The organism is Yersinia sp. LJYL362, assembly GCF_048323875.1.
On sequence record NZ_JBLWEX010000223.1, the window covers coordinates 1 to 17,637 of the forward strand.

The window sequence follows — 17,637 nt, forward strand, 5'->3', positions numbered from 1 at the left end:
AAAGCCGTCAGAATTACGGTGCGACAAACTTTAGTAGTTTGGCATTGCTGCATGATATGCATCGTCGCCCTTCATTCAGCGTAGACTACTGGCAACAGCATGCACTGCGCACGGTTATTCGTCACCTGTCATTTGCACTGGCACCCCAAGTGGTTTATGCCCGGGTGCAAGAAGTGGCAGAGGCAGAACAAGTACAACCATCACAAATTCAGCAGCTTGCATTGTTGAATACGCTGAATGCGTTACTGACCCACGAGTTCAAACCACCCACTATTATTCGCTATACCGAGCAGATTAAACGGCCTGTTCTTTCGTTGCATAAACCGGGGCTTTGGCTTGCACAAGTGCAAGGTATCCGTGCCGGGCCTGCCAATTTCATCTAATTATTCTCTTGGCTTCCCCCAATTTTATACAACTTTTGACCACCGGTTTGGTGGTTTTGTAAGAGATATTAAGAATCATGCTAATTAAATTATTAACCAAAGTTTTTGGCAGTCGTAACGATCGTACACTGCGCCGTATGCGCAAGGTAGTTGATCTTATCAACCGTATGGAACCTGAAGTCGAAAAGCTGACAAATGAGGAATTACGTGCCAAAACTGACGAATTCCGTGAGCGTCTGGCGAACGGTGCTGTGCTGGAAACGTTGATCCCTGAGGCTTTTGCTGTCGTGCGTGAGGCCAGTAAGCGTGTGTTTGGCATGCGTCACTTCGATGTACAGCTGCTTGGCGGTATGGTACTGAACGAACGCTGCATCGCAGAAATGCGTACAGGTGAAGGTAAAACGCTGACTGCAACTCTGCCAGCTTACCTGAATGCGTTGAGCGGCCGTGGTGTCCACGTGGTTACCGTTAACGACTATTTGGCTCAACGTGACGCCGAAAATAACCGCCCATTGTTTGAGTTCCTGGGCCTGAGTGTGGGTATCAACTTACCTAATATGCCAGCTCCAGCTAAGCGTGCTGCTTATGCTGCGGATATCACCTATGGTACTAACAACGAATTCGGCTTTGACTACCTGCGCGATAACATGGCGTTCAGTCCAGAAGAACGTGTGCAGCGCAAACTGCATTACGCGTTGGTGGATGAGGTTGACTCCATCTTGATCGATGAAGCACGTACTCCGCTGATTATCTCCGGCCCGGCCGAAGATAGTTCAGAGATGTATATTCGGGTTAACAAGCTGATTCCAAAGCTAATTCGTCAGGAAAAAGAAGACTCCGATACTTTCCAGGGCGAAGGTCACTTCTCTGTGGATGAGAAATCACGTCAGGTGCATTTGACCGAACGCGGTTTGATCAAAATTGAGGAAATGCTGGTAGAAGCGGGCATCATGGAAGAGGGGGAGTCTCTGTATTCTCCAGCTAACATCATGTTGATGCACCATGTAACGGCGGCTCTGCGTGCTCATGTATTGTTCACTCGTGATGTTGACTACATTGTGAAAGACGGTGAAGTTATCATTGTTGACGAACATACCGGGCGTACCATGCAAGGTCGTCGTTGGTCAGATGGCTTGCATCAAGCGGTTGAAGCAAAAGAAGGCGTAGAAATTCAGAACGAAAACCAGACGCTGGCTTCAATCACTTTCCAGAATTACTTCCGCCTCTATGAAAAACTGGCCGGTATGACCGGTACAGCAGATACCGAAGCATTCGAATTTAGCTCCATTTACAAGTTGGATACCATTGTTGTTCCAACCAACCGCCCAATGATCCGTAAGGATTTGGCTGATTTGGTCTACATGACCGAACAGGAAAAAATTGGTGCGATTATCGAAGATATCCGTGAGCGTACTGCTAACGGCCAGCCGGTATTGGTGGGGACTATTTCGATTGAGAAATCAGAAGTGGTATCTGCTGAATTAACGAAAGCAGGCATTGAACACAAAGTTCTGAACGCCAAGTTCCACGCCATGGAAGCTGAAATTGTTTCCCAAGCGGGCCAACCGGGCGCGGTAACTATCGCGACTAACATGGCGGGTCGTGGTACTGATATCGTATTGGGAGGCAGCTGGCAGAGTGAAATTGCCTTACTGGAAAACCCAACAGAAGACCAAATTGCAGCCATTAAAGCAGCGTGGCAGATTCGCCATGATGCAGTACTGGCCTCCGGTGGCTTGCACATTATTGGTACTGAGCGCCATGAGTCTCGCCGTATCGATAATCAGTTGCGTGGTCGTGCGGGCCGTCAGGGTGATGCTGGTTCTTCCCGCTTCTACCTGTCAATGGAAGATGCCCTGATGCGTATTTTTGCCTCTGACCGAGTGTCTGGCATGATGCGTAAATTAGGTATGAAACCAGGTGAAGCTATTGAACACCCGTGGGTGACTAAAGCTATCGCCAACGCGCAACGTAAAGTTGAAAGTCGTAACTTCGATATTCGTAAGCAATTACTGGAATATGATGATGTAGCTAGCGACCAACGTCGGGCTATCTACAGCCAGCGTAATGAGCTGTTGGATGTGGCTGATGTGAGTGAAACCATTAACAGTATCCGTGAAGATGTATTCAAAACGGTTATCGATAGCTACATTCCAACCCAGTCTCTGGAAGAAATGTGGGATGTCGAAGGTCTGGAACAGCGTCTGAAAAATGATTTCGACCTGGACATGCCAATTGCTCAATGGCTGGAAGACGAACCACAACTGCACGAAGAAACTTTACGTGAACGCATTCTGCAACTGGCGATTGCTGATTATCAGCGTAAAGAAGAAGTGGTTGGTTTTGACATGATGCGTAACTTCGAAAAAGGTGTGATGTTACAAACGCTTGATTCGTTGTGGAAAGAGCATTTAGCGGCAATGGATTATCTGCGTCAGGGCATCCATCTCCGTGGCTACGCACAAAAAGATCCTAAACAAGAATATAAACGTGAATCTTTCGCGATGTTTGCTGCAATGTTGGAATCACTGAAATATGAAGTGATCAGCGTTCTGAGCAAAGTACAGGTGCGGATGCCGGAAGAAGTAGAGGCATTGGAAGTACAACGTCGCGAAGAAGCTGAGCGTTTGGCTAGACAGCAACAACTTAGCCACGAATCTGATAACAGCGCACTGATGTCACAGGAAGAAGCCAATGTGGCAGCCAGCCTTGAGCGCAAAGTCGGGCGTAATGATCCGTGCCCATGTGGTTCAGGTAAGAAATACAAGCAGTGCCACGGCCGCCTACAGTAATATTTTAGGCATAAGTTGATGCATTGATAACGAGGGCGGCTTAAACACCGCCCTTTATTTTGCTTATCTTTTTAGTACGAGTGAACTGGAAGAGTGCTCAAGCCAGCATTGATGCCCTGACAGGAGAAAATAATTGAAACACTTACAAATTGCAGTTGGGATTATCCGTAATTCCCAGCAAGAAATTTTTATTACCCAGCGTGCTGCTGATTCTCATATGGCCGGATTTTGGGAATTCCCCGGCGGCAAAATTGAGCAGGGTGAAACACCCGAAGTTGCATTAAAACGTGAGCTATTGGAAGAAACAGGAATTTCGGTGAAAGAGGCGGTTTTGCTTAAAGTGTTAGAGCACACATTTACCGATCGCATCGTAACATTAAGTTTTTATATGGTTGAAGCATGGGATGGTGAGCCCTTTGGCCGTGAAGGCCAGCCGATGCGCTGGGTGAAGCAGTCTGACTTGTTGGCTGAGGAGTTCCCATCCGCCAATGCAGCCATTATTGAATTACTTACAGCATAGGCCGATGGGGCGTTAAGATAAGTTAAATGGAGCAAAACATCCGTTTGCTCCATCTGGCTAGGCTGCGACTGTTAGTGTTGAAGAGGGTCTTCCTCACTCCATTCATCACTGTCAGATAGCTCACCATTACTGGAAATACGTTTTTCTTCGTCGGCCCACTCACCTAAATCAATCAACTGGCAACGCTTGCAGCAGAATGGGCGATAAGGGCTTTGTTCATCCCAGATAACAATTTTGCCGCAGGTCGGACAGTTGACCTCGATGACTTCGGTTTCCATGTTTTCTCCTAAAATCTATCCAATGCCAGCGACTAATCACAAACTCAGCAGCAGGCTAATTCAAACGATAAACGTGCCGGCACGGTACCATTTTCACTGTCGAGTGGTAAGAAGCGAATTGCATATCGTGTTTTATGACCGGAAATTTGTGGATATAACTGCGGGTCTAGCGGCAGGCGTAATCTCAGTAAATCAGCCCCTTCGGCATTGTCCTGGAAGAAACCATTTAAGCTGATTTGTGCCCGCAGAGGGCCGGATTGGCGAATTAAATTTAAAATAATAGTTAGCGACTGATTGAGCGGGGTCAGACTTGTGAGCAACTTATCGATGTGCTGATTGCGTTGTTCCTGAGGCTGATGCAACCAGGTGTGCAAAGTGGGTAAGTCGAAGCTACAGCAGCCACCTGGGATACTCAGGCGCTGGCGAACAACGCTGATTAATCGATCTTCTTTTAGCGACTGCCCGATGCGCGGTGCTGACATCAATACTGAAGCCCGGCTTTTTAACTGACTACGCAAGGAATCCACCAGCGACATATCAACACCGGGCATATCTGCCCATAGTTGTAACTTCTGTTGTTGGCGCTCTAATTCTTTAAGCAAATCAGTACGAACTTCACCGCGCTCAAGAACATCAATTAAATCAGATGCTGTGCGGAAAAACGTTAATGCACTGGCAATATTATCTAACGTACGCTGGCTTTCTAATTGTTGTAGTAAAAACTCCATTCTTAGCCAGGTACGCATTTTTTCATTGAGCGGGTGTTCAAAAAGTATTGTTGAGGTGAGGTCACTCATCTATGTAGATCCTGTTGGGCCGCAGCTGCCAATTTTAAATACTGCTGGTGTAATAAAGTAACTTGCGGGGCGATAACTATGGGATCGCCGCTATTGTCAATAATGTCATCAGCACAGGCTAGCCGCTGTTGCCGCGAAACCTGTGAAGCTAAAATATCTTCTGCCTGTTGGCGGGTAATACCATCTCTCGCCATTGTTCGAGCGAGTTGTATTTCAGGTGCCACATCTACCACTAACACACGATTAGCACGGTGATGTAAACCATTTTCAACCAACAAGGGGACAACCCAAAGTACATACTGCTCATCAATATTGGCGAGTTGGCTCTGGGTTTCCTGTTGGATCAGTGGATGCAACAATGAATTTAACCACGCTTTTTCCTGCGGCTCACTGAAAATTTTCTTGCGCAATGCTGCACGATTCAATGTGCCATCTGTGTGCAAGATAGTTTCCCCATAGCGAGAGGCGATTTCCATTAATGCCGGCATGCCGGGTTCAACCACCTGGCGAGCAATAATATCAGCATCAACCAGAGGAACACCGAGATTGGCGAATGCATTTGCGACTGTGCTTTTACCACTGCCAATTCCACCAGTGAGAGCCACAATATAGGTCATTGCCTAGCCTTGCATACAGTTAGTGAGTGGCCGAATTGTATCTGAAAGCAGGTGCTAAGGCATAGCAAGGTGTGCATTCTGTTTGCGCTACGTGGAAAAATAAGTGAAGTGAGTACGAGGATAACTACGGGATTGAGACTCTTCAGGTAATTTGTGGGATTGTAGCGCAAATAAAGGTGGATTCGCAGTCTTGCCGTAGAATTATTCATGCGTATGATAGCTTCACTGGGATGGCGTGATTTACGCCCGATCACATTTTGCGATCTATCGCCAATAACCAGGAATAATTAGCCATGCGTATTGAAGAAGGTTTGAAACTAGGCTTTAAAGATGTGTTAATCCGCCCTAAACGTTCAACACTGAAAAGTCGTTCTGAAGTCGAACTGGAACGCCAGTTTACCTTCAAACATTCAGGTTGGAATTGGTCTGGTGTACCTATCATCGCTGCTAATATGGATACTGTTGGCACCTTCCGCATGGCAGAAGTTCTGGCCTCATTCGATGTTTTGACCGCAGTTCATAAACACTACACTGTTGAGCAGTGGGGCGAATTTGTGAAACGAGTTCCTGAATCAGTCTTACGTCATGTCATGGTTTCTACCGGGACATCTTCTGCTGATTTCGACAAGATGAAACAAATTTTGGCGTTATCACCTGCCTTGAAATTTATCTGTATTGATGTGGCTAACGGTTATTCCGAGCATTTTGTTTCCTTCTTACAAAAAGCTCGCGAAGCATGCCCAGATAAAGTTATTTGTGCGGGCAATGTGGTGACTGGTGAGATGGTAGAAGAACTTATTCTGTCGGGCGCTGATATTGTTAAAGTTGGGATTGGCCCAGGTTCGGTTTGCACCACTCGCGTGAAAACAGGCGTTGGTTATCCGCAGTTGTCGGCGGTTATCGAGTGCGCTGATGCAGCACACGGTTTGGGTGGACAGATTGTTAGTGATGGCGGTTGTTCCGTGCCGGGTGATGTTGCGAAAGCTTTCGGTGGTGGTGCTGACTTTGTCATGTTGGGCGGCATGCTAGCTGGGCATGATGAGTGCGAAGGCCGAGTTGTTGAAGAGAATGGTGAGAAGTTTATGCTGTTCTACGGTATGAGTTCAGAGTCAGCCATGAAACGCCATGTCGGTGGTGTTGCTGAGTACCGAGCGGCGGAAGGTAAGACGGTTAAATTGCCATTACGTGGATCCGTTGATAACACCGTTCGCGACATTATGGGCGGTTTGCGTTCCGCTTGTACCTATGTGGGTGCATCGCATTTAAAAGAACTGACTAAACGCACCACTTTTATTCGCGTAGCAGAGCAAGAAAACCGTGTGTTTGGCAGTAACTGATATTGGGTTTTCGAGAGTAAGTTGTGCTCTGATAAAGTTAGCAATCACGAGCCTGTGATTGAGATGAAAAGAGGCGCAGTTCAACGCCTCTTTTCAATAAAATCCCACCGGATATCCCTCCTCTAATAACATTATTTACCCGATAACATCCCCTAGCTGGAATATCGGTAAATACATCGCGATTACCAGTACCCCAACAATACTGCCAATAATTAACATCAAAAGTGGCTCCAGCATTTGTGTGAGATTGTCGGCCAAATCCTGTGTTTGCTGTTGCTGCCAACCTGCCAGTTTCCCGAGTAGCACATCCAGCGCACCAGACTCCTCGCCCACACGAACCATTTGTTGGCATAACGGGGGGAATAGAGGGTGCTGGGTGATGGCGACATGCAGTGGAATCCCTTGATTGATTTGTTTTTGAATACTCTTCAATGCTTGCTGATAAGCGTCATTATTGATGGAACGGAGTGCAGCATCTAAGCCCGCGGTCAGTGGTAAACCTGCGTGCTGAGTGATCGCCAGAGTTTGAAAAATTTGACTAAGGCAACTGCCACGAATCAATGCTGATACTAATGGAATACGTAATAGAAGTTTCTGTTCCCATTGTTGGCAGTGAGTCTGATGTCGCCGTACATATATATAACTAATACAAAATAAGGTTAATAATGCGATTAAGTATGGCCCATATGCAGTAAGAAATGCGGATATAAATAGAAGTGTGGCAGTCAGTACTGGTAATGGTGTATCGAACGATTGGTATATTTGTGCAAATTCGGGCAGAACCAAAACCAACATGACAGTACTGACAACCAGCGCAACAATACAGACAACTACTGGATATTTAAGTGCTTTAATGACTTTTTTTTGCAATTTTTGCTGCCGCTCTTGATGTTGTACCAACTGCATGCAGCACTGCTCAAGATTACCCGTCAACTCCCCCATTGCAATCACGGGGGGATATAATTGAGGGAAAGTATGAGGGTAATGGGCCATTGCCTCTGATAATGACTGCCCCTGTGATACTTGCTGACTTATTTCCTGTAATAAGCACTGCCAGGGTAAGGCATCTATTTCTTGTGCCAGCAATTGCAAACAATTCACTAAAGGCAGGCCCGCTTGTAATAATGTTGCTAATTGGCGAGTGATAGCAATCAGACGTTCACCGCGCCAATAGCTAATCGATAATCTTTTCCCACCCTTAACCCTCAGTGGTTGTAACCCATTATGGAGCATATATTCATAGACAGTATTTCTCTCCGTCGTCAGTAATGCACCTGTCTGTAATTGCCCTTCAGTATTAATTGCTCTCCAATAAAATAAGCGCTGATAGCTCACGGTATTGCCTCAACTTGTATTTGCAGCCCCACAACACGATTAATTTCGCTGAGAGTGGTCATACCGTTTTCGACCAATGCCAGACCCGCCGAAAGTAATGTGACTTGTTTTTGTTCTTGCGCAATCCTGGTGAGTTCTGCTGGGCTGACATTATTAAGTAAAGCTTGTTGGATTGGCGGAGTGACATTTAACATTTCATAAATTCCCGTTCGACCATAATATCCGGCACAGCAATGTTCACAACCAACGGCAAGATAATGTTGCAGTGGACTTGCCCATATATCTGGTGATGTCAGGAAAGGGACTGATGATGCCTGACGACAATGCAGGCACAATTTTCGGACTAATCGTTGGGCGATAACTAATATTAGGCTGGAAGCAATTAAGTGACGATCTACGCCCATGTGTGTCAGGCGTATCAGTGTTTCTGCTGTGGAGTTGGTATGCAAGGTTGAGAGAACCAGATGCCCCGTTAGTGCTGCTTTAACTGCTATTTCTGCGGTTTCATTATCACGAATCTCACCGAGCATAATGACATCAGGATCCTGACGCAGCATGGCACGCAATACATTAGAAAAATCCAGTCCAATCTTACTGTTGGTTTGTGTTTGATTTATACCGTCAACCTGGATCTCAATAGGATCTTCAACACTACAGATGTTTATTTGTCCCTGATTGAGCTGCTCCAGGCTGCAATAGAGAGTTACTGTCTTACCACTTCCTGTTGGCCCAGTAACCAGAACCAACCCCTGAGGCGCTGATAGCGCTTGAGTTAATTGCTGGTGGGCCACTGTTGTAAGCCCCAGTTTTTCCAGAGTAGGCTGCTGCTTCATATTGAGAATTCGCAGCACCACTTTTTCACCATATTGCACGGGGAGGGTCGCTATTCTCATTGAGTAGCGGATACCGTCTAATACCAGAGCTAACTGACCATCTTGCGCTAACCGTTTTTCCGCAATATTAAGTTTAGACATAACCTTCAGGCAACTGCTAATACGACGAGATAACTCAACTGTAGGCGATGGGGATTCGTGTAATACGCCATCAATTCTTAGACGAATGCGGTAGTGATATTGATAAGGTTCAAAATGGATATCTGATGCACGCTTCTGAATCGCCAACCTGAGTGTCTGCGTTATAAATTGAATAACAGGTGTATCGTTTTCATTATCAAGTAATGTGTCATCAGCTCCCTTTATAGGTACGTTAGTTTCTAAGAGCTCTTGCGTTGATGGGCTCAAATTGAGTGATTGCTCAATTCTGGCCTCCGGCCAGTATTCCACCTTGATTTTACGGCCACACGCAAAACGCAGCGCAGTTAGCAGCGCCTCATTGACTGGGTGAGGTGAAGCTATGGTTAGGTTCTTGCTATCGAGTTTTAAGGCTATTGATCTATAACGGCGGCAAATGGTGTGTAATTCATCATTTATTGTCTCGTGTGGACATTCCATGAGTTCGGTCATTTGATTAGACCTTATCATTGAAGCGGAACACGGCTTTACAGTTGTCAGTGATGCTACTGTTTGCTGCGGTGCACGTTCTGGTCCAGACAACATTCCCGCCGTTATCTATTGTTGGTGACATCGCCAGAGTCAAATTGGCGAGAGTTTGCTGGCCTGTCAATGTAATGACGCCTTTATCTATGGTGGTCGCACTGACATAGCGGGATGATCCCCCTGTGGGGATGCCTTGCTTTCCTCCATCACAGTTATCAAGGCTGGCATGTTCCAGTGCGCAAAGTTCTACAGCCATTTTGTAGGGAACCATAGCTTGCAACATGTCGGTGAGGGCTGCTTTTTGGATGTAGCGTTGATAGGACGGAATACCTATACCACTGAGAACCGCAATGATGGCGATCGCAACCATCAATTCAATTAATGTAAAACCTCGTTGATTAGTCATTTGACACTCTCCATGTGTGTGAGAAAACGTGGGCAGAGTGCGCTTTTTAAATAGGAGCTAACAAGAGGGATCAGAGTGAGTTGCGAAGCGTGCTGTCGGATATTTAGTTTATTGCAACTGAATCACAGATAATTTCGGCGATGCTCGCAAAACAGAATAAGGGCCTGTTATTGCGAGCCATCTGCCGATCATTTTTTGGTAGGATTATTTAAAGCGCATGGAAAGATCCAGGGCAGTAATATGTTTGGTCAGCGCCCCGACTGAAATAAAATCAATACCTGTTTCAGCATAGCTGCGTAGTGTTTCCAGTATGACGTTACCCGAAACCTCCAGTTGTGCGCTGCTCTGTGTCTTGGCAAGTTCATCGCGCATGTTTACCGCTTCACGCATCATTGGAATGGTGAAGTTATCCAGCATGATGATGTCAGCACCCGCTTCCAGTGCTTGCTGTAGTTCATCAAGGGATTCAACTTCAACTTCCACAGGGACATCGGCATGTATCCAAAATGCTTTGGCAACCGCTTCTTTAATCGAACCGGCAGCAATAATGTGATTTTCCTTAATAAGGAAAGCATCAGACAAGCCAAGCCGATGGTTATTACCACCACCACAGAGGACTGCGTATTTCAACGCTGTACGCAACCCCGGCACTGTTTTCCGGGTATCAAGTAATTGGGTATGCAATCCGGAGAGTGCGGTCACATAGCGGCTCACTTCAGTTGCTACGCCTGATAAAGTTTGCAGGAAGTTAAGTGCAGTACGTTCACCTGTCAGCAAAATGCGTGCGGGGCCAGTCAGATGGCAAAGAACCTGATCAGCAACCAGCTCGTCGCCATCTTTAACTTCCCATTTTACTGATACTTGGGCACCAAGTTGAATAAACACTTCATTCAACCAGCGTTCACCACAAAAAACACCAGCTTCACGGGTAATGATGGTTGCCTCTGCCTGCTTACTTGCTGGTAGTAATTGCGCGGTGAGGTCGCGGTCGGCGTTGACTTCACCACCCAGGTCTTCACTCAAGGCTTGAGCAACAGTTGAAGGGATATCGCGTTGAATTCGTTCCAATAGCTCGGCGCGGCGGCTGTCGGCATTATAGCTGCGGGTCGGCATAGAAAACTCCGAAATGGCGGATAGATAGTTGTCCAAACATGCTACTCTGTTGCTGGCAGAAGTGCCATAAAAGAGCCGGTTGCAGTGTACTATTTAGGTTAGGGGGCTGGGGTAAACTATGCAGTTAGAAAATAACTGGCAGTTAGATAATGGCTGGATTTCTGGGGTCAAACGGGTCGTTTCCCCTCATTGCGACCAGCGGCCAGAAGGTGAAGCTCCTTCTCTGCTGGTGATTCATAATATTAGTTTGCCTCCTGGTGAGTTTGGCGGACCGTATATAGATCAACTGTTTACTGGCACCCTCAATCCTGATGAACATCCTTATTTTGCCGATATTGTTCACCTGCGAGTTTCAGCTCATTGCCTGATCCGCCGGGATGGTGAAATTATTCAATATGTTCCATTTGATAAACGTGCCTGGCATGCCGGAGTATCTGTTTTTGCCGGACGTGAGCGGTGTAACGATTTTTCCATTGGAATCGAGTTGGAAGGGACGGATGTGTTACCGTTTACCGCCGCACAATATCGCAGCCTGTCTGAGGTAAGTACTCTGTTATTTGCCCATTATCCGATAACCGCAGAGCAGGTTGTAGGCCATAGCGATATTGCGCCGGGGCGCAAAACTGACCCAGGCCCTGCTTTTGACTGGGCGTTGTATCAACAGAATTTAGCGAAGTCATCTTTACCATCGTAATACAGAAGTCATGCAGTATTAACCAGAGGTTCATGGTCGAGCACGTATAGCTTGTCACCTTGTCTGATATTGTCGTTTATACATGCCGGGAGGCATATGCCCTGTTTGTGGGCGGGTTAAGTACAAAGGGAGAGTAAGAGCTAATGACACTGTTTACGCTGTTGCTGGTGCTGGCATGGGAGCGCTTGTTTAAACTGGGCGAACATTGGCAACTAGATCATCGCCTAGAAGTGGTATTTACGCGTTTACGCCACTTTTCGTTGGTACAAACAATTTTACTGACCGCTGTGTGGATGGTGCTGGTAGGGCTGGTTTTGCGGCTAGTGCAAAACATTATGTTTGGTTTACCCCTTTTACTTATCTGGATACTCATTTGCCTGTTGTGTATTGGTGCGGGTGGAATACGTAAACATTACCGAGCTTATTTGAAAGCTGCACGTCAGGGCGATGCTCATGCTACTGATAAAATGGCTGAGGAGTTGGCACTTATTCATGGCTTACCGATGGATAGTGGTGAAAAAGCTCGGCTGGAATCTCTGCAAAATGCCTTGTTATGGATAAACTTCCGTTACTATTTAGCGCCGATCTTCTGGTTCGTGGTTTGTGTTAGCTATGGCCCAGTGGCATTAGCAGGGTATGCGATGTTACGTGGGTATCAAACTTGGTTGGCGCGTCATCATACTCCTTTACAGCGCTCACAATCCGGCATTGATCGTATTTTGCATTGGCTTGACTGGATACCGGTGCGGTTAGTGGGTGTTGCCTATGCATTATTGGGGCATGGGGAAAGAGCCTTACCCGCCTGGTTTGCTTCATTGGGTGACTTTCGTTCCTCGCAGTACCAAGTGTTAACCCAACTGGCGCAATATTCGCTGGCGCGAGAGCCTCATTTAGATCCGGTGCAGACACCCAGATCGGCGGTGTCCTTAGCGCGAAAAGTCACGGTGGCCGTCATTGTGGTTGTTGCTTTACTGACTATTTATGGTGCGCTGGTATAGGTAATTGATTTATAACTCAGGCTGAGGAGTTTGTTTCCGCTCTGGACCACTTCAATAATTTATTTCAATTCAATAAAATAAACGGGCCAGCAGTAATAGCAGGCCCGTTTACGACGATATCGTCAGGTTTCTCGCAATAACAAGATGCTTCCTGCTATCAGGATTTGGCTCTCTGGTTGCGATTTTTCAGGATATAACCGACTGCCAATAGCACTAACCAGGCAGGAATCAACAGTACTGAAATCTGGATACCTGGTGTTAGATACATGATGACCAGAATGCCGGCCAGGAACAGTAAACACAGGTAGTTACTAAACGGATACCAGAATGCTTTGAATTGTGGGATAACGCCCTGACGGTTTTTAGCCGCACGGAATTTAAGGTGTGCCAGGCTAATCATGGCCCAGTTGATCACCAGTGCGGATACCACTAATGCCATCAGCAATTCAAAAGCGCGGCCCGGAATCAAATAGTTAATCAGCACGCAGAAAGCAGTGGCAAAGGCAGAAACCGCGATGGCAATAACCGGTACGCCGCGACCATCGACTTTCAACAGCATTTTCGGGCCATTACCTTGCTTGGCTAAACCGAACAGCATACGGCTGTTACAGTACACACAGCTGTTGTAGACCGATAATGCTGCGGTCAATACCACGACGTTCAACACTGTTGCTACTACATTACTGTTCAATGCATGGAAGATCAGTACAAACGGGCTGCCGCCTTCGACCACTTTGCCCCACGGGTAAAGTGACAATAAAATTGCCAGAGAACCGATATAGAACAACAAGATACGATAGATAACCTGATTAGTCGCTTTCGGGATGCTCTTGGCTGGATCTTCTGCTTCTGCTGCGGTGATGCCGACTAACTCAAGCCCACCGAAGGAGAACATAATCACCGCCATTGCCATCACTAACCCCATGATGCCATTGGGGAAGAAGCCGCCCTGTGCCCATAAGTTGGTGACAGTGGCTTCCGGGCCACCCTGGCCGCTCAGCAATAACCAGCCACCAAATAGGATCATGGCAATAATGGCGACCACTTTAATGATGGCAAACCAGAACTCCATCTCGCCATATACTTTCACGTTTGCCAGATTGATGGCATTAATCGCGAGGAAGAACACCGCGGCAGAGACCCATGTTGGGATCTCCGGCCACCAATATTGTACGTAGATACCGACAGCGGTGAGTTCTGCCATCGCGACTAACACGTACAGTACCCAGTAGTTCCAGCCGGAAGCAAAACCTGCAAAATTGCCCCAGTATTTATAAGCAAAGTGACTAAACGAACCTGCCACCGGCTCCTCAACCACCATTTCCCCTAACTGGCGCATAATCAGAAACGCGATAAAACCGCCAATCGCGTACCCCAGTAACACTGAAGGCCCCGCCATTTGAATGGTCTGCGCGATACCTAGAAATAGCCCGGTACCAATAGCGCCACCTAAGGCAATAAGCTGAATGTGACGGTTTTTAAGCCCCCGCTTTAGCTCCGCACCTTCCTGTTGAATACTCATTATTGCATCCTCTGTCGTTGTCACTATTCACCGGCAAAATGGTTGCCGCGTACTATGCGTAAGATTTTGATTACATTATTTGTATTATTTTGTTTACGGTTGCTTTTTGTGGAATTTGTTCCATTGGCTACCGTTTAAAAGAGAATAGTGGTAGGCGAGAATTATTGCATCTGCTTTTTATTTTATCCGGCTAATTTTTCGTCAAAATGCCAATAAAAATGTTGATGCGTGATCAAGCTGTTGTTTTCAGAAAAAGCAGTAACACGCATTTATTGCGCAAAATGTCACCAGTTAGCCGTTTTTATAATGGTCAAACCAGTGTTCAGGATAAAAAGAGGGAATAGACAGGATTTTCTTGTTCTTGTATGAATTTAAATTCATTTAAATAGGATTTAAATTCACAAATAAAATAACTATAACGCTTCAGCTTGCCTAAATATCCGTTTCATAAAAGTTAAAACTATCAGGTGTCAGGTAATGGTAATACCAACGCGACGTTATCACTTTGCATCACGCTGTCAGTAAAGTTGTTAAAATGTGCTGGGTTTCATGATTTTGGTCAAGGTCCGTATGGACAGGTAGTGAATACTTTGTTACTTTATCGTCACGTTTTTGAAATTGGTATTACCAATTGACTCCGCACTACTCGCAGAGACGATTCACTCAATACGGCTTACAACAAATTATGGCCTACAACAAAATACGTCAGCCCAAATTATCAGATGTTATCGAGCAGCAGCTTGAATACCTGATTTTGGAAGGGACGCTACGCCCAGGTGAGAAATTGCTGCCTGAGCGCGAGTTGGCGAAGCAATTTGATGTTTCCCGACCTTCTCTGCGAGAAGCAATCCAGCGCCTGGAAGCCAAAGGACTGTTATTGCGCCGTCAGGGGGGTGGCACTTTCGTGCAAACCAATCTGTGGCAAAGCTTTAGCGATCCGCTGGCTGAATTGCTGGCCGACCATCCAGAATCACAATTCGACTTGTTAGAAACCCGTCATGCTCTCGAAGGTGTCGCTGCCTATTATGCTGCACTGCGCGGTACTGATGAAGATCTACAACGTATTCGTGAATGCCATACTGTTATTCAGCAAGCACAGGATAGCGGCGATTTGGATGCCGAGGCTGATGCTGTTATGCAGTATCAAGTGGCGGTCACCGAGGCAGCACATAATGTAGTGTTACTGCATTTACTGCGTTGCATGGGACCGATGCTGGAACAAAACGTTAAACAAAACTTTGAATTGCTTTACTCGCGCCGCGAAATGCTGGCAACGGTGAGCAGTCACCGCGCCGGGATTTTTGAGGCGATTGTGGCACGTGAGCCAGAGAAAGCTCGCGAAGCCTCACACCGTCACTTGGCGTTTATCGAGGAAATTCTGTTGGACCTCAGTCGGGAGCACAGTCGCCGTGAGCGATCTTTGCGTCGGCTCCAGCAGCGCAAGGACTAAGAGCTTATCCTGCATTTGGGTCGGTTCTATATGCTTATTTTGAGCACGAAACGCGGCAACTAAACTGATGGGCCTATCTTCCGGTGTTTTCACCAGGGCACGTGCTTTAGCCTGGGGTTAAAGCACAGGAAGATAGGCTCCAAATAAACCATTAGAAACAGATAAGGAATACCACCATGTCAGAACGTTTAAATAATGACGTGGATCCGATCGAAACCCGCGACTGGCTACAGGCGATCGAATCGGTCATCCGTGAAGAGGGTGTTGAGCGTGCTCAGTATCTGATTGATCAGGTTTTGGGCGAAGCCCGTAAAGGTGGTGTGAGTGTTGCAGCTGGTTCAGCCAGCCGTGATTACATCAATACTATCCCGGTAGAAGACGAACCGGCTTACCCAGGCAACCTGGAGCTGGAGCGTCGTATTCGTTCCGCGATCCGTTGGAATGCTGTGATGACCGTGTTGCGTGCATCGAAGAAAGATCTGGATTTGGGCGGCCACATGGCATCCTTCCAATCTTCTGCTACCTTCTACGAGGTTTGCTTCAACCACTTCTTCCGTGCTCGTAACCAAAAAGACGGCGGCGATCTGGTTTACTTCCAGGGTCACATCTCTCCGGGCGTTTACGCACGTGCCTTCCTTGAAGGCCGCTTGACTCAAGAACAGATGGATAACTTCCGTCAGGAAGTTGACGGTAAAGGTTTGTCTTCTTACCCGCACCCGAAACTGATGCCTGAATTCTGGCAGTTCCCAACTGTATCTATGGGCCTTGGCCCAATCAGTGCAATCTATCAGGCCAAGTTCCTGAAATACCTGTCTCACCGTGGTCTGAAAGACACTTCAGCACAGACCGTATACGCCTTCCTGGGCGACGGCGAGATGGATGAGCCAGAATCCAAAGGTGCGATCACCATCGCGACCCGTGAAAAACTGGATAACCTGGTTTTCGTTATCAACTGTAACTTGCAGCGCCTTGATGGCCCGGTTACCGGTAACGGCAAAATTATTAATGAGCTGGAAGGTATCTTCAGTGGTGCTGGCTGGCAGGTTCTGAAAGTGATTTGGGGTGGTCGTTGGGATGAGCTGCTGCGTAAAGATACCAGCGGTAAACTGATCCAACTGATGAACGAAACGCTGGATGGCGACTACCAAACCTTCAAATCCAAAGACGGCGCTTATGTGCGCGAACACTTCTTTGGTCGTTTCCCAGAAACTGCTGCATTAGTGAAAGACATGAGCGACGACGAGATCTGGTCTCTGAACCGTGGCGGTCATGATCCGAAGAAAGTCTTTGCTGCACTGAAAAAAGCACAAGAAACCACTGGCAAACCAACTGTTATCCTGGCCCACACCATTAAAGGTTACGGCATGGGCGAAACAGCTGAAGGTAAAAACATCGCCCACCAGGTGAAGAAAATGAACATGGAAGGGGTTCACCACTTCCGCGATCGTTTCAACGTACCTGTTGCTGATGCTGATATCGAAAAACTGCCATACATTACCTTCGAAAAAGATTCCGAAGAGTACAAGTATCTGCACGAACGTCGTCAGGCGCTGGAAGGCTATGTGCCAACCCGTATGCCTAAGTTCACTGAAAAGCTGGAAATGCCAGCGTTGTCAGATTTCAGCTCCTTGCTGGAAGAGCAGAATAAAGAAATTTCTACCACTATCGCCTTCGTACGTGCGTTGAACGTGATGCTGAAGAACAAGTCTATCAAAGACCGCATTGTTCCAATCATCGCTGATGAAGCGCGTACCTTCGGTATGGAAGGTCTATTCCGTCAGATTGGTATTTACAGCCCGAATGGTCAGCAGTACACCCCGCAAGACCGTGAACAGGTTGCTTACTACAAAGAAGACGAAAAAGGTCAGATCCTGCAAGAAGGGATCAACGAACTGGGTG

The 17,637-nt window shown here is 46.9% G+C and carries 16 protein-coding genes; 8 read left to right on the forward strand and 8 right to left on the reverse strand.

Going from position 1 to position 17,637, the window contains the following annotated elements; translation table 11 throughout:
* From secM to mutT, 3 genes are all read left to right on the forward strand, one after another.
* A partial coding sequence (gene secM / locus ACNSO8_RS12115) for a secA translation cis-regulator SecM (RefSeq protein WP_418394763.1) occupies positions 1-383 on the forward strand: 383 nt, incomplete at its 5' end.
* A 77-nt stretch (positions 384-460) separates the two neighbouring features.
* Entirely contained in the window at positions 461-3,175 is a 2,715-nt protein-coding gene (gene secA / locus ACNSO8_RS12120) for a preprotein translocase subunit SecA (protein ID WP_019080504.1), read from the forward strand.
* Positions 3,176-3,308: 133 nt separating this feature from the next.
* Positions 3,309-3,695, forward strand: coding sequence for an 8-oxo-dGTP diphosphatase MutT (gene mutT / locus ACNSO8_RS12125; RefSeq protein WP_019080503.1), 387 nt, complete (start codon positions 3,309-3,311; stop codon positions 3,693-3,695).
* Between the two features lie 71 nt (positions 3,696-3,766).
* On the opposite strand, the gene yacG is transcribed toward mutT, so the two are convergent.
* Genes yacG through coaE form a run of 3 tightly spaced genes read right to left on the reverse strand, consistent with a single transcriptional unit; the run spans position 3,767 to position 5,387 of the window.
* Entirely contained in the window at positions 3,767-3,973 is a 207-nt protein-coding gene (gene yacG / locus ACNSO8_RS12130; RefSeq protein WP_408563496.1) for a DNA gyrase inhibitor YacG, read from the reverse strand.
* Positions 3,974-4,017: 44 nt separating this feature from the next.
* Complete coding sequence (gene zapD / locus ACNSO8_RS12135; protein ID WP_005167091.1) at positions 4,018-4,770, reverse strand: cell division protein ZapD; 753 nt, start codon at positions 4,768-4,770, stop codon at positions 4,018-4,020.
* The gene (coaE, locus tag ACNSO8_RS12140) at positions 4,767-5,387 is read right to left on the reverse strand and encodes a dephospho-CoA kinase (protein WP_019083971.1); all 621 of its coding nucleotides are present in this window, start codon (positions 5,385-5,387) and stop codon (positions 4,767-4,769) included. Before coaE ends, zapD begins: the two co-directional genes overlap by 4 nt.
* Positions 5,388-5,680: 293 nt before the next feature.
* On the opposite strand from coaE, the gene ACNSO8_RS12145 reads away from it, so the two are divergent.
* Entirely contained in the window at positions 5,681-6,724 is a 1,044-nt protein-coding gene (locus ACNSO8_RS12145) for a GMP reductase (protein ID WP_005167093.1), read from the forward strand.
* Between the two features lie 135 nt (positions 6,725-6,859).
* Here the strand turns inward: ACNSO8_RS12145 and hofC are convergent, their stop codons facing one another.
* The 4 genes from hofC to nadC form a co-directional block, all read right to left on the reverse strand.
* On the reverse strand, positions 6,860-8,059 hold the full coding sequence (gene hofC / locus ACNSO8_RS12150) for a protein transport protein HofC (RefSeq protein ID WP_050121620.1): 1,200 nt from the start codon (positions 8,057-8,059) through the stop codon (positions 6,860-6,862).
* Positions 8,056-9,615, reverse strand: coding sequence for a type II secretion system protein GspE (gspE, locus tag ACNSO8_RS12155; RefSeq protein ID WP_373368246.1), 1,560 nt, complete (start codon positions 9,613-9,615; stop codon positions 8,056-8,058). Before gspE ends, hofC begins: the two co-directional genes overlap by 4 nt.
* Entirely contained in the window at positions 9,527-9,961 is a 435-nt protein-coding gene (gene ppdD, locus ACNSO8_RS12160; protein WP_050132070.1) for a prepilin peptidase-dependent pilin, read from the reverse strand. The genes gspE and ppdD overlap by 89 nt, the downstream gene beginning before the upstream one ends.
* A 204-nt stretch (positions 9,962-10,165) precedes the next feature.
* Positions 10,166-11,074, reverse strand: a complete 909-nt coding sequence (gene nadC / locus ACNSO8_RS12165; RefSeq protein WP_418394764.1) for a carboxylating nicotinate-nucleotide diphosphorylase — start codon at positions 11,072-11,074, stop codon at positions 10,166-10,168.
* A 118-nt stretch (positions 11,075-11,192) separates the two neighbouring features.
* Here nadC and ampD point away from each other — a divergent pair, with 118 nt between their 5' ends.
* Both ampD and ampE read left to right on the forward strand, forming a co-directional pair.
* On the forward strand, positions 11,193-11,768 hold the full coding sequence (gene ampD, locus ACNSO8_RS12170; protein WP_046051592.1) for a 1,6-anhydro-N-acetylmuramyl-L-alanine amidase AmpD: 576 nt from the start codon (positions 11,193-11,195) through the stop codon (positions 11,766-11,768).
* Positions 11,769-11,911: 143 nt separating this feature from the next.
* A complete protein-coding gene (gene ampE / locus ACNSO8_RS12175; protein ID WP_005156820.1) occupies positions 11,912-12,766 on the forward strand; it encodes a beta-lactamase regulator AmpE in 855 nt (284 codons plus the stop codon).
* Positions 12,767-12,923: 157 nt separating this feature from the next.
* Here ampE and ACNSO8_RS12180 read toward each other — a convergent pair whose 3' ends face one another.
* Positions 12,924-14,288, reverse strand: coding sequence for an amino acid permease (locus tag ACNSO8_RS12180; RefSeq protein WP_019080495.1), 1,365 nt, complete (start codon positions 14,286-14,288; stop codon positions 12,924-12,926).
* A gap of 685 nt (positions 14,289-14,973) precedes the next feature.
* On the opposite strand from ACNSO8_RS12180, the gene pdhR reads away from it, so the two are divergent.
* On the forward strand, positions 14,974-15,738 hold the full coding sequence (pdhR, locus tag ACNSO8_RS12185) for a pyruvate dehydrogenase complex transcriptional repressor PdhR (RefSeq protein WP_004389026.1): 765 nt from the start codon (positions 14,974-14,976) through the stop codon (positions 15,736-15,738).
* A gap of 176 nt (positions 15,739-15,914) precedes the next feature.
* Positions 15,915-17,637 (forward strand): pyruvate dehydrogenase (acetyl-transferring), homodimeric type (gene aceE, locus ACNSO8_RS12190; protein ID WP_418394765.1); only part of this gene is annotated, 1,723 nt, incomplete at its 3' end.

Bases quoted from the DNA above. Each gene is read 5' to 3' on its own strand.
- secA (WP_019080504.1), top strand. From the start codon at position 461: ATGCTAATTAAATTATTAACCAAAGTTTTTGGCAGTCGTAACGATCGT.
- yacG (WP_408563496.1), bottom strand. From the start codon at position 3,973: ATGGAAACCGAAGTCATCGAGGTCAACTGTCCGACCTGCGGCAAAATT.
- zapD (WP_005167091.1), bottom strand. From the start codon at position 4,770: ATGAGTGACCTCACCTCAACAATACTTTTTGAACACCCGCTCAATGAA.
- coaE (WP_019083971.1), bottom strand. From the start codon at position 5,387: ATGACCTATATTGTGGCTCTCACTGGTGGAATTGGCAGTGGTAAAAGC.
- ACNSO8_RS12145 (WP_005167093.1), top strand. From the start codon at position 5,681: ATGCGTATTGAAGAAGGTTTGAAACTAGGCTTTAAAGATGTGTTAATC.
- gspE (WP_373368246.1), bottom strand. From the start codon at position 9,615: ATGTTGTCTGGACCAGAACGTGCACCGCAGCAAACAGTAGCATCACTG.
- ppdD (WP_050132070.1), bottom strand. From the start codon at position 9,961: ATGACTAATCAACGAGGTTTTACATTAATTGAATTGATGGTTGCGATC.
- nadC (WP_418394764.1), bottom strand. From the start codon at position 11,074: ATGCCGACCCGCAGCTATAATGCCGACAGCCGCCGCGCCGAGCTATTG.
- ampD (WP_046051592.1), top strand. From the start codon at position 11,193: ATGCAGTTAGAAAATAACTGGCAGTTAGATAATGGCTGGATTTCTGGG.
- ampE (WP_005156820.1), top strand. From the start codon at position 11,912: ATGACACTGTTTACGCTGTTGCTGGTGCTGGCATGGGAGCGCTTGTTT.
- ACNSO8_RS12180 (WP_019080495.1), bottom strand. From the start codon at position 14,288: ATGAGTATTCAACAGGAAGGTGCGGAGCTAAAGCGGGGGCTTAAAAAC.
- pdhR (WP_004389026.1), top strand. From the start codon at position 14,974: ATGGCCTACAACAAAATACGTCAGCCCAAATTATCAGATGTTATCGAG.